Annotated in this window: 9 protein-coding genes; 1 reads left to right on the top strand and 8 read right to left on the bottom strand. The window is 32.9% G+C overall.

The annotated features are described in order from the left end of the window. Positions 1–55: 55 nt before the first annotated feature. The 8 genes from ACODSB_RS17480 to ACODSB_RS17445 form a co-directional block, all read right to left on the bottom strand. Complete coding sequence (locus ACODSB_RS17480) at positions 56–982, bottom strand: magnesium transporter CorA family protein (RefSeq protein ID WP_053472425.1); 927 nt, start codon at positions 980–982, stop codon at positions 56–58. A gap of 91 nt (positions 983–1,073) precedes the next feature. Next, complete coding sequence (locus ACODSB_RS17475; RefSeq protein WP_488937992.1) at positions 1,074–1,958, bottom strand: bifunctional 5,10-methylenetetrahydrofolate dehydrogenase/5,10-methenyltetrahydrofolate cyclohydrolase; 885 nt, start codon at positions 1,956–1,958, stop codon at positions 1,074–1,076. 129 nt (positions 1,959–2,087) lie between these two features. After that, on the bottom strand, positions 2,088–3,440 hold the full coding sequence (gene ffh, locus ACODSB_RS17470; RefSeq protein WP_180860761.1) for a signal recognition particle protein: 1,353 nt from the start codon (positions 3,438–3,440) through the stop codon (positions 2,088–2,090). Positions 3,441–3,709: 269 nt separating this feature from the next. Next, positions 3,710–5,392, bottom strand: coding sequence for an MBOAT family O-acyltransferase (locus tag ACODSB_RS17465; RefSeq protein WP_488937991.1), 1,683 nt, complete (start codon positions 5,390–5,392; stop codon positions 3,710–3,712). Between the two features lies 1 nt (position 5,393). Then, on the bottom strand, positions 5,394–6,812 hold the full coding sequence (locus tag ACODSB_RS17460) for a GDSL-type esterase/lipase family protein (RefSeq protein WP_256636032.1): 1,419 nt from the start codon (positions 6,810–6,812) through the stop codon (positions 5,394–5,396). Then, positions 6,805–8,286 (bottom strand): SGNH/GDSL hydrolase family protein, encoded by a 1,482-nt coding sequence (locus tag ACODSB_RS17455; protein ID WP_488937990.1) that lies wholly within the window; start codon positions 8,284–8,286, stop codon positions 6,805–6,807. The genes ACODSB_RS17460 and ACODSB_RS17455 overlap by 8 nt, the downstream gene beginning before the upstream one ends. A gap of 267 nt (positions 8,287–8,553) precedes the next feature. Next, the gene (locus tag ACODSB_RS17450; RefSeq protein WP_488937989.1) at positions 8,554–9,639 is read right to left on the bottom strand and encodes an HmuY family protein; all 1,086 of its coding nucleotides are present in this window, start codon (positions 9,637–9,639) and stop codon (positions 8,554–8,556) included. Between the two features lie 18 nt (positions 9,640–9,657). Continuing rightward, positions 9,658–11,772 (bottom strand): TonB-dependent receptor plug domain-containing protein, encoded by a 2,115-nt coding sequence (locus ACODSB_RS17445; RefSeq protein WP_488937988.1) that lies wholly within the window; start codon positions 11,770–11,772, stop codon positions 9,658–9,660. 102 nt (positions 11,773–11,874) lie between these two features. Here ACODSB_RS17445 and ACODSB_RS17440 point away from each other — a divergent pair, with 102 nt between their 5' ends. Continuing rightward, on the top strand, positions 11,875–12,777 hold the full coding sequence (locus tag ACODSB_RS17440; protein ID WP_488937987.1) for a DUF6607 family protein: 903 nt from the start codon (positions 11,875–11,877) through the stop codon (positions 12,775–12,777). Positions 12,778–12,781: the final 4 nt, after the last annotated feature.

The following is a 12,781-nucleotide window of genomic DNA, read 5'->3' as shown; positions in this document are numbered from 1 at the left end:
GTATAAAAACGAAAAAGCCTATTCGTAAGGAACAGGCTTGTATTTTCATTTATAATTAGAACCATCTTCTTCGCTTAAAAAGGAATACACCAACGGCTGAAAGTACGATTGAAATTGAAAGAAGAATCCAAATTCCGTATTTGATTTCTTCGAGACCGTTTGGAACATTCATACCATATAAACTGGCAATCAATGTTGGTATCATCAAAATAATCGAAATTGATGTCATTTGTTTCATGATATTATTCATGTTGTTCGAAATTACAGAAGCATAGGAATCAACCATTCTTGTCAAAATATCACTGTAAATATTTGCTGTATCTTGCGCCTGGCTTAACTCAATTTCAACATCTTCTACCAAATCTGTGTCGTAGTTTTGTGTTTGTATTTTTAAGTTTTTAATGCGATGAAATAAAACATCATTTCCTTTTAAGGACGTTATAAAAAAGACAAGACATTTTTCAATTTGAAGCAATGTTTGCAGTTCTTCATTTTTAATTGACTTTTCTAAATTATCTTCTGCTACTTTAATCTTTTGATTGATTTGTTTAAGATATTTCAAATACCAAACGCTTGATGAGAGTAAAAGCCTTAAAACCAAACAAAAATTATCATTGATCTGGATATGTTTTTTTTGTGAATAAATCACAAGGTCACAAATAATTTCTGTTCTATAAAAGCTGATTGTTACTTTGATATCATCTTTGAAAACGAATCCTAAAGGTATGGTCTGAAATGGTAATTTGATATCGTTTCTTTTTATAGGAACGCGCAAAACTACTAATGTCCATCCATCTTCTGTTTCGATACGTGGTCTTTCGTCTATATCTTCAATATCATTATAAAAGGCTTCCGGAATTTGAAGTTCTTCTAATAAATATTTTTTTTCTTCTAAAGTTGGTGATTCTACATTAATCCAACAATTCGAACTCCATTCAGGAATTTCAAATAATCCGTCATTACTTTTATAAAATGTTTTCATTTCAAATTCCGAATATTTTTATATCATGTTGTAAAACCAAAAAGCCCATCTTTAGTAGATGGACTTTCTGTATTTTTCATTCTTTTTTGGCTTATTTTTTTGCACTTCTCATTTTGCGTGCTAAAAGAGTATTTTTCAACAACATAGCAATTGTCATTGGCCCTACTCCACCTGGAACTGGTGTAATAAACGATGCTTTTTTGCTTACTTCGTCAAAATCTACGTCACCTTTTATAACATATCCTTTTGGGTTTGATGCGTCATCTACGCGAGTAATTCCAACGTCGATGATCGTTACTCCATCTTTTACCATATCAGCTTTTAAGAATTCAGGAACACCTAAAGCTGTGATAATAATGTCGGCATTTTTAGTGTATTCTTCTAAGTTTTTAGTACGGCTGTGTGTTAAGGTAACCGTCGAATCTCCCGGGTTACCTTTGCGGCTCATTAAAATACTCATTGGTCGGCCTACGATGTGGCTTCTTCCAATTACTACGGTATGTTTTCCTGAAGTTTCTACTTTATAACGTTCTAACAATTCCATGATTCCAAATGGCGTTGCCGGAATGAAACTTTCCATTTCCAATGCCATTCTTCCAAAGTTAGTCGGGTGAAATCCGTCTACGTCTTTATCTGGATCGATTGCCAATAATATTTTTTGCTCGTCGATATGTTTTGGTAACGGCAACTGAACGATATATCCGTCCAGATTATCATCTTCGTTTAGTTCTTTAATTTTAGCAAGCAGTTCATCTTCGGTAATTGTTTCCGGCAGACTTACTAAAGTTGAATCAAATCCGATTTCCTGACATGATTTTACTTTACTTCCTACGTAAGTTAAACTTGCTCCGTTTGTTCCAACTAAAACGGCTGCTAAATGAGGTACTTTTCCTCCGGCTGCTTTTATGGATTGAACTTCGGCTGCAATTTCATTTTTAATGTCGTTAGATGTTTTTTTACCGTCTAGTAGCTGCATTGTGTTTTGTTGTTTTTGTTTCAGGTTTCAAGTTTCACGTTATCGTTGAAACTTACTATTTATGTAATTAAAAAAGTTTCAAGTCTTGGCTTCTTAACTTGAAACCTTAAACTTGAAACTTTTATTATTTTATCTCGGCATTCCTCCTGGCATTCCTTTCATGCCTCCCATCATTTTCATCAGGTTTTTTCCGCCCGGACCTTGCATCATTTTCATCATTTTGCTCATTTGGTCAAACTGCTTCATTAACTGATTTACCTGCTCGACTTTCGTTCCGGAACCTTTAGCGATTCTGGCTTTTCTTTTTACGTCGATAATGGCTGGTTTGCTTCTTTCTCCTGGTGTCATGGAGTGAATGATTGCTTCAATATGTTTAAAAGCATCATCTTCAATTTCTACGTCTTTCATGGCTTTTGAAGCTCCTGGTATCATTCCTACCAAGTCTTTCATATTACCCATTTTCTTTACTTGCTGAATCTGCGTTAAGAAATCATCAAAACCGAATTCATTTTTAGCGATTTTCTTTTGAAGTTTTCTTGCTTCTTCTTCGTCAAATTGTTCCTGAGCTCTTTCTACAAGTGACACAACGTCTCCCATACCTAAAATACGCTCAGCCATACGATCTGGATAGAAAACATCAATTGCTTCCATCTTCTCTCCTGTACCAACAAATTTGATTGGTTTGTTTACAACCGATTTAATCGAGATTGCTGCTCCACCACGAGTATCTCCATCTAATTTCGTTAAGATAACTCCATCAAAATTTAAAATATCGTTGAAAGCTTTTGCTGTATTTACAGCATCTTGTCCTGTCATAGAGTCGACAACGAACAATGTTTCTTGCGGCTGAATTGCTTTGTGTACACGTGCAATTTCATCCATCATTTCCTGATCTACTGCTAAACGTCCTGCAGTATCGACGATAACTACATTGAATCCGTTTGCTTTTGCGTGTTTAATTGCGTTTTGAGCAATCTCAACAGGATTTTTATTTTCTGGTTCTGAGTAAACCTCAACACCTATTTGATCTCCAACAACGTGTAACTGATTGATCGCCGCCGGACGGTAGATATCACACGCTACAAGAAGTGGTTTTTTATTTTTCTTCGTTTTTAAGAAGTTGGCTAATTTTCCTGAGAAAGTAGTTTTACCAGAACCTTGAAGTCCAGACATTAATATAACGCTTGGATTTCCAGATAAATTAATTCCGGCAACATCACCTCCCATTAATTCTGTCAGCTCATCTTTTACCAGCTTCACCAATAATTGTCCTGGCTGAAGCGTTGTTAAAACGTCCTGACCAATTGCTTTTTCTTTTACTTTGGTTGTAAAATCTTTAGCAATTTTAAAGTTAACGTCGGCATCAAGTAAGGCACGACGAACTTCTTTTAAGGTATCGGCAACGTTTACTTCTGTAATTTTACCGTGTCCTTTTAATATATGGAACGCTTTATCTAACTTATCACTTAAATTATCAAACATACTATTTTCTTTATTTGAAGTGCAAAGATAATCTAATTAGATATTTCAGGCAATTTTTATTTAACTGCAATTTTGCCACGAAGGCACAAAGACACAAAGTTTATTTTGTTTTTTCTTGTCAGGGCGTCATTTTTTTCTTTCTCGCATATTTAGCAGATAGGCAGATTATTTTTTAGATAGAATATGAAAAAAATCTGCTAAATCTGCGAGAGTAAAAAAAAGCGCAAAGAATAAAAATCTTTGCGCCTTAGTGCCTTTGTGGCTATATTTTAAAATTGAAAATAGATAAACGGCTGTGAACCGGCAACTGCTGTTGCGTAAACGATCCAGTAAACTAAGCCCAGAATTATTGCTTTTATTAGTAATGGTGTTTTATCGAAAACCAATTTCATTTTGTCTGTGATAACTTCTGGTAAGAAATGCCAAACGTATCCGAATAACATTAATAAGAATACATTCTTATACCCTAAAACTATAGCTTTCCAGTTTTGCGGCTCGAAAGTTAACTGACCAATATTATTGATTACTTGTAAGGCTGTTTCGAAATCTCTGGCGCGGAAAAAGATCCAGCAGAAAACTACAAAATGGAATGTAATTAGAATCGAGAAAAATCTCCATAAGAAATTACTTTTTCCGTCTTTTTTAGAAGGGAAGAATTCAAGGAAAATTTTGTGAACCGCTAAAGCTAATCCGTGTAAAGCTCCCCAAACAATAAATTGTGCTCCCGCTCCGTGCCACAATCCGCCTAAAAGCATTGTGGTGAAAAGATTTAGATTGGTTACTAAAGTTTGTTTTCTTTTGTTTGAAAGCAGAAATGATAAACAAAATAGCGCAATCGAAATTGAAGCAATAATCAACGGAATTATGCTGGTATTGTAACTTGTGATTCCCCAAAGCAATAATCCGAAGAAAAATAAACTTGGGAATAAGAATCCTGCAAATGAACCTTCTCTGTTTCCTCCTATCGAAATGTATAAGAAATCTTTTAACCAGGTTGAAAGTGAAATGTGCCATCTTCTCCAGAAATCGGTAATCGAAGTTGATTTATATGGCGTTCTAAAGTTGGCTGGTAATTTGAATCCTAATAATAAAGCGATTCCGATTGCCATATCTGAATATCCTGAAAAGTCGCAATAAATCTGTATGGCATATCCGTAAGATGCCATTAAATTTTCAAACGAAGTGTAATTTAAAGGCGTATCAAAAACGCGATCTACAAAGTTTATTGAGATATAATTTGATATTACTGTTTTCTTAATTAATCCGCCAATAATCAAAAACAAGGCATTGTTTACATCTTGTCTTGTTAAGTTTAGCTTTTGATAAATCTGCGGCAGGAAATCTTTTGCGCGCACGATTGGCCCGGCAACTAACTGCGGGAAAAACGAAACGAAAAATAAGTATTCAATGTAGTTTTTCGTTGGTTTAATTTCTTCACGGTAAATCTCGATAATGTAACTCATCGATTGGAAAGTGTAGAATGAAATTCCGACCGGAAGGAAAATATCATGAAATTTAAAATGTCCGTTGAACATATCGTTATACGTTCCAATCATAAAATTCATGTACTTGAAATAACCTAACAATCCTAAATTCAGGATTACACTTATCACCAAATATACTTTCTTGGTAGCGACTTTTGTTTCTTTATAGATAATTTGGCTCAAGCCATAATCTACAACTGAAGAAAGTAATAATAGTAAAAAGTAAATTCCGCTTGACTTGTAATAAAAGAAAAGCGAAAAGAGAATAACGTACGTTAGTCTTAAATAAAATGTTTTGCGTAAAAAGCCGTACACAAAATAAAAAACCAGAAATAATCCTAAGAATAAACCTGTATTAAATAATAGTTTTTCGTCTGGATTATAAATAAACCAGCCTTTAACTTGTTCTATTGTAATTGCACCAAAATTTTGGATGAACCAATTATTGATGTTATCTATTGTTATCAACTTACTTCTTTAATTTAAAATTATCGTATGCTTTTAAAAATGCCTCTGAAAACAAATTCCCTTGTTTTTCGTATCCTTTTTTAGAATAATGAACCCAATCAGGACCAATTAATTTTGCCGATTTTAGATTTCGAATTCCTTCCATTCCGCCAAATTCATCATATAAATCCCAAACGGCAAAACCATCAGTTTGTGCGATTTCAATAATTTGCTTGGTGTAATCTTGAATGAATGTATTCGGTCTTTTTCTAAGCAGAGACGGCGGCGGTGTCATTACAATTATTGGAACATTTATATTCTGCGCTTTTATGTTGCTTATAAACTCTCTTAATTGTTTGATGTAATTTCCTGATTCCAGTTTCTCGTAACTTTCATTTGTTCCGAGTGAAAACACCAACATATCTGGATGTAAAGCTTTTAACTGTTCAAAAAACAACGGATATTTATTATAATCTGAATATTTTGCTCCATTTACTCCAATGCCGCTGTAGATTAATCCCGGTGCATCTTTTTCTAAAACAATTCCGTTTAGTTCAAATTTTGAAGCTTTTTTATTCGGAATCAAATAAATCTTATCTAAAGCTTTTTCTGAATTATAATAATGTGAATACGAATCAGATTCCATGTTTAAAGAAACATATTCAGATGTTTTTATATTTCTGGACTGTGTTTCGTTTGTCGGAATTCTTAATATTCTTCCTGCTCGAATGTTGTTTGATTTTAGCGAATTTGCTCTTTTTATTTCAGCAATCGAAACATTGTATTTATCTGCAATTACAGAGATTGCTTCTCCTTTTTTAATTTTATGCTTGATTATTTTAGGTTCTGCTGTTTCAATAAATTTGGTTTGAGATGCTGTTGACAAATCAAACATGTCTTCATTTTGAGGTGTTATTATTTTTATTGAATTGAACTTATATACCGGATCTTTAATATTCAGTTCTAAAACAAATCCGCCGGAATCTCTCCAAAGTCCAATTCCGCTTAAACCAACAGGATAATTTCTAACCGGATAAATATTTCGATAGGTTTCCCAAACTCTGTTGCAGCGAAAACGCTCGTTGTAAGATCCGTTTGTTTTAGCCAATTGGTACGGAAAAACTAATCCGCGGCCGGCATTTCCAAATTTTCTTTGCAGATTTTTCCTGATTTCATTGGTCATTAAATCTCCCTGAATGTGAGAATCTCCAATATGAACAATATTTATTTTTTGATTGTTATCGCTTTCATTGTCTTTTAATTTCTTAAAAAAACTTTCTAAAGCTTTCGCATTGTAAATATTATTTCCGTTGAAAGATTCAACTGTTGTTGAATCGACTTTACTAACCATATTTTTAGTTATTGGAGGTGAAACTGGATTTTGCGGTTTATCATTTGTTGAGAAAAACAGACAACAAAAGAAAATAATAAGTTTATTCATTTACGCTATCTTTTTCTACAGAGACGGAATCTGCTTTGGGTTTTCTAATCGCTTTAGGTCTAACGCCTGTTTCACGTTTTTGACGTAAAATTTTATATTGTTCGTATCCGTTATTTAACTGACTGTATAACAAATTACCAATTGCTTTTGCGCCTCTTTGGTTAAAATGTGTGTAATCTTTATTGGCTTTTGCAGGAGATTCATCTACCCATTTTACCATCGATCCGTCACCCCCCATTAAGGTATATAAATTTACAAATCCTGATTCGGTTTCTAAAGCATACTTTTTCTGTGCTTTCATTAAAGGAACAACTGCAGAATCAGTTTTCATTTCTAAATCATATTTAGTCGATTTATCTGCTGTTGAAACAATTAAAATAGAAACTCCCGGAAATGATTCTTTTATTTTGTTTACGGTTTTTGTCATTCCTTTTTCATACCAGAAATAGTTTTTGGTTCCGTAATTCAAAACGTTAGTTCCGTAGTGAAGTACAATTAAATCGTATTTCAGGTTATTATCAAAGGCTTGCATTACGCTGGCATCAAACATAGAAATTGGCAGTCCTGAATTTCCTCTTTGAGAGAAATTATCAACGTGAACACCAATCCCATTGTCAAAATTAAATCCGTAAATTGGAATTGAATCGGCATTAATAAAGTTTGCTTTGAAAGCTTTTATACTTCCCGAAGTAACTTTTAAAGTGTTTACTAAGTTGTTTGGAGTAAGGCTTTTTTTCAAGGTATCTTTTCCGATAATGAAATTTACGTTTCCTCTTTTAGATGCTCTTCCGTAAAATAAAGTTGGATTATCTAAAGTGGTTGTATGTTTTGGAAGTCCTGCTTCATATTGAACCCAGGTTGGGTTTGTCTGGTCATTTGCAAAAAACACATGTCCGTTTACACCAAAAGGGCTTGCAGGTCTTTTTACATTTAGGTATGATTGTGTTTTCCAGTTTTTAGAATAGGTGGCTTTAACAGAACCTCTTGACGCTGCAGATTCTGAAGTTATGGATACGAAACCAACTCCGTTCCCGCCAAAACGGTCCTGATAATTGTTACGCACATCCTGAACGATTAAATCTCCATCGGTCATAGAATCTCCATAATAAGCAATTCTAACATGCCTTTGCGGATTCTGTTCTAGTTGGTATAATTTTTCGTAAAAAGAAATCAGATATTGATATCCTTTGTAATTATCGAAGGTTTCTGATGGGAATTCAATACCTTCAGAAGCATCATAAACAATTTTCTGCTGGCCTAATTTACGTTCGCTTTCTTCGATGCTGTCACTTTTTAGTGACAATGAATCTTTTGCTACTGATTCAAGAAGCAGACTGTCTATAAGTACATTTTTGGAATCTACTTTACTATCAGAAAAAATTTTATCTGGTAAGATTTGTTTAAAACCAATAAAAGCAACAAATGCTAATGCTACGATTGCGAAAGATTGAAAGAAATATGACTTAGTATTCACTTAATAAATTAAATTTAAAGAAATAACTACGAATGCTTAGAATTGTTGCAAAATTCCTACTAATTCGTAATGTATAAATGTAGACAAAGATAGAATTAAACATTCATTTTTAATAATAAAGAAATAAAAAAAAGAGGCTAGATAAATCTAACCTCTAAATCAAAAAAAAATAAAAAAAACAAAGCTAATGATTAACTAAATTTTTGATGTTAAAACATCATAACCTAGAATGAAATAATCTTTATAATCTTTAGATTTTTCATTATGTTATTTCAAGATAGCGTATTCCAAAGTTGGATATCCTCTTTCTCCTGCAGCATTTGTCATTCCTAAGAATTTAACTTTATAATAATTTCCTGCAGCATCTTTCACAACATAAAAACGATCTGTTCTGATACTTGGTAAAGTGTTTGGTCCACCACCACTTCTCCAGTTAGCACCAATTATTCTTTGATCTGTAGCAGAAACTGTAAAATTAGCTTCTACAACTTTAGCTTTTGTAAAATCTGCATAAGCAACACCATCAGCAACTAAAACTTGGTAAGCTTTAGTTCCAGCTTTTGCATTTGTAGTGATAAAGTCAGAATATCCGTAAGTAACTTCAGTTCCTGCATTTAAATAATTAGTAAATACCGTAAAGTTTAAATCCCATTTTGCTTTTTGAGGCTCAACAGAAAATGTATTTCCTGTTGTTAAACTGAAAAATGTAAAGTTAAAATCAGCATCTTTAGCAATAACTTTTTCTGTAAAAGTAGCAGAAGCTAAATCAGCATATTGAATTTTATATCCATTTCCACGTCTCAAAATTCTAACTTTTTTCCATCCTCTTGCATCTCCATCAACACTAACTGAACCTGTTGCAGGTTTAGTTGTAGAAACTGCAAATCCTAGATTTACTAAATAAACTTTATTGTCAGCATCTGTAGCTGAAATTTCAGCAATTGCAGTTCCAATTCCAGCACCTGCACCTTCTAAAACACCAGTTGGGTTATCAACATATCCATTTGAAGCTGCTGTAGTTCCTGCTCCAACTGCTACATCAGAATCACTTTCCTGCGGCAAAGTAATATCAGAAGTTGCTAATTTTTTTACCGCCATTTTTAGAGATCCATTGATTACCACTCTAAACTCTGAACCTGTAGAAAATCCAAAATCCCAAGCAGCTCTATTTACAGATTTAGATTCTTCAGAACTTAAATCAAGATAAACTTGATTTGGTTGATTTGCCCCACCTACTGCTGGCTGTAACGTTGCTCCAACTGTTGGGATTTCAACGTCTGGAGTATTATCATCATCACTTGAACAAGATGCAAGAGATAAGAACGCGAATGATAGTAATAATAATTTTTTCATTTTATTTCTGTTTTTATATTAAAGATTAAGGTTATATGCTAATTTTAAAAAGTAAGAACGCCCGTATGCAAGCAATAAATTTGATGATGTGGCATGTCCGGCTCCTTCATTTGTTCTAGATTGATTTACATTGGTTACATCTAAGATATTTCTTGCCCCTAGGGTTACTTCAAAGTGATCTTTAAAAAAGTTTTGTCTGATTGATGCATCCAACCAGCTGCTTGGATCGATTTCAGAAATGATATATGCAGAATTTCCTTCTACAAACTGTTGGCTTTTTCCGTTGTATTTATAATATCCAGAAATTATTGTTTTCCATTTTGGAACTGTATAAGAAGCACTAGCATTTAGATTAAATGAATACAGAAATTGATCATCTGAAACAAATTTTGCATTGTCTATTTTTTGTGAAACACCTATAAATGCGGCACCAATATTAACTGTCAGGTTATCTATTTTTAACTGGTTCGTCGCAGAAAAATTCCACATTCTGTATTTGCTAATGTTTATATATTGATATTCCGGGCTTCCTGTATCTGGATTATCTCTTACATACGCCATATCAATTCTGTCGTTTACATCCAGGTAACTTCCGGCAATGGTATTTGAAAGCTGTACTCCTGAAGAAAATGAAGTAAATTTTTTAATACTCGCTTCATAAGAAGTACTGGTTTCCGGTATTAAATTTTCGTTCCCAACAAAAAAATGCCCGTCAAAAATTTGTTTTGAATATAATTCGTCAAAATTTGGTGTTCTAAAACCTGTACCATAAGAGCCTCTAACTTCAAGTCCTTTATCAAATAAATATCTAAGACCAATAGAAGATGCATACTGATTTTTAAATTTTGATTGTGCAGAAAATCTTAATCCTGGTTTAATTGAAAATCGGTCAGTAGCCATAATTTCCGACGAAGCAAAAAAGTCATAATTTTCAAGTTTTTTATGTACTGCAGAAGTATTATTATTTGGCTCTTGAACTAGTGCAAAACCATTATTATTTACAAACTCATAGCCTAATTGCAGGTCAACAGTTTTATCTGAGAAAAAATTATTTATGGTTCCTGTAGAAGAAATAACTTCCATAGACTGGTCTTTTACAGTAACATTTTTGTCTTCTTTTTTTGTATATAAATAATATTCAAAATCTTCTACTTCACGCTGTTGTTTTTGGTGAGAAACAGATACGTTGTAATTTAATTGTGAAAACAATGTTCCAGTAGCATTTAAATTGTGAAAATATCTATTAGTAAAATATCTTTTATCAAAAGCGTAACGATAAGAACCTAATTCAGGAGTAAAATTTGATTGTACCGTACTATTATAATAGTCTACATTTTCATCTAAATATTCGAATTTATAGAAAAATCTAAAATTATCTTTGTGATAAGATATTAACGCACTTCCGTTTAATTGATCTTTTGGCAGCCAGCTGTAGCCTCTTGTAGTATCATTTTCAAGATAATCTTTTCCATTTTTGTCTGCTAAATATCCTTGAAAATCATTTCTATTTACCCCAGCACTTACAAACCAATTTTTGCTGAATGTATGTGCAATGCGTAAAGATTGAATATGACGCCCTTTTTCAAAAAGAGAATATTCATTATTAACCGTTTCTTCCTGAACAGCTGCGTTTATATTCCATTTATATTTTGAAGATTTTCTTGTAATTATATTTAAAACACCACTTACAGCATTTGCTCCATAACTTACTCCCATTGAACCTTCAACAATTTCAATATGATCAACATCATTAAGGTTAATTTGCGATAAATCTGTATTATTTCCCAGACCTCCCTCATTAACCAATGGAATGTTATCTACCAAAATTTTAAAATATTGTGCGTCTAATCCAAACAAAGAAACTGTAGAACGCCCGCTTGTACTACTCGGTCTTACTGTAATATTTAAATATTGATTTAAAACATCTCCTAAATTATTCGCTGCTAAATTTTGAATATCCTGATTTGATATTACACGAACATTAAATACAGATTTCTTAATAGATTGTGGTTCAAACTGGCCTGTAACAACCACTTCAGATAGTTTTTCTTGAGACGCAATAGTATCTTTTTGCTGTGCAAATGAGATTTGACAGAAAGTTAATACAGCAAAAAGGGATAGTTTTATTTTCATTATTTTTATTCAGTCTTAATAATCTATGCAAATATATAACTATTTTTAATTGTTCTAAATAAAATTTATATATTTGCAAAAATTAAAAACAAATAATAAGTTATGATTTCAAAAAGCCTTTATTTATCAGCCATTATGGCTTTGACATGTGGTCTTGGTTTTAGTCAGGACAAGAAACAACAAGACATAAAATCAATTAAATCTATGTGTGGTTGTTATGAAGTGAAGTTCAACTTTGCAGAAACTTTTCAATATGCTAAAGATTCAGCTACATACAAACCTTCACAGACTAAACATGAATCTGCTTTAGAATGGGTAGAATTGTTAGAAGATACTCCAAACAAAATTGTTATGCAGCACTTATTAATCGTAAGTGATGATATGATTATCAAACACTGGAGACAAGATTGGTTATTTGAAAACACAGACTTATATTCTTTTGATAAAGGAACATCCTGGAAATATAAAAAGCTTGACAAAAAAGCTGTTAAAGGGCAGTGGACTCAAAAAGTATATCAAGTAGATGACAGTCCAAGATATGAAGGATCTTCAACTTGGGTACATGTTGACGGACAAGATTACTGGACAAACGTTGCAGATGCTCCGCTTCCAAGAAGAGAGCAGACAAAACGTAATGACTATAATGTTTTAAAAAGAAGAAATATTCACGAAATCACTGCTACAGGATGGAATCATGAGCAAGATAACGACAAACTTATTCGTGATGACGCTGGAAAAGATGTTTTGTTAGCGCAGGAAAAAGGATTTGATGTTTATACTAAAGTTCCAGACATCAAATGTATCGCTGCTCAAAAATGGTGGAAAGAAAACAATGCGCTTTGGAAAAATGTTCGTGACAAATGGCAGACTCTTTTCGACAGACATAAAGACTTAAACTTAGAAGCTAAAGTTGATAGAAAAGCGCTTTATTCTCTTTTGTTTGATTTAAAACCAACTGCAACAAAAGCAGAATCTGATGCAATTATCGACAAATTTGTAAAATAAAAAA

The sequence above is a fragment of the Flavobacterium sp. FG68 genome, from assembly GCF_057808895.1.
The sequence above is the reverse complement of the archived record's forward strand: the minus strand, read 5'-3'. Positions and strand labels throughout refer to the sequence as shown.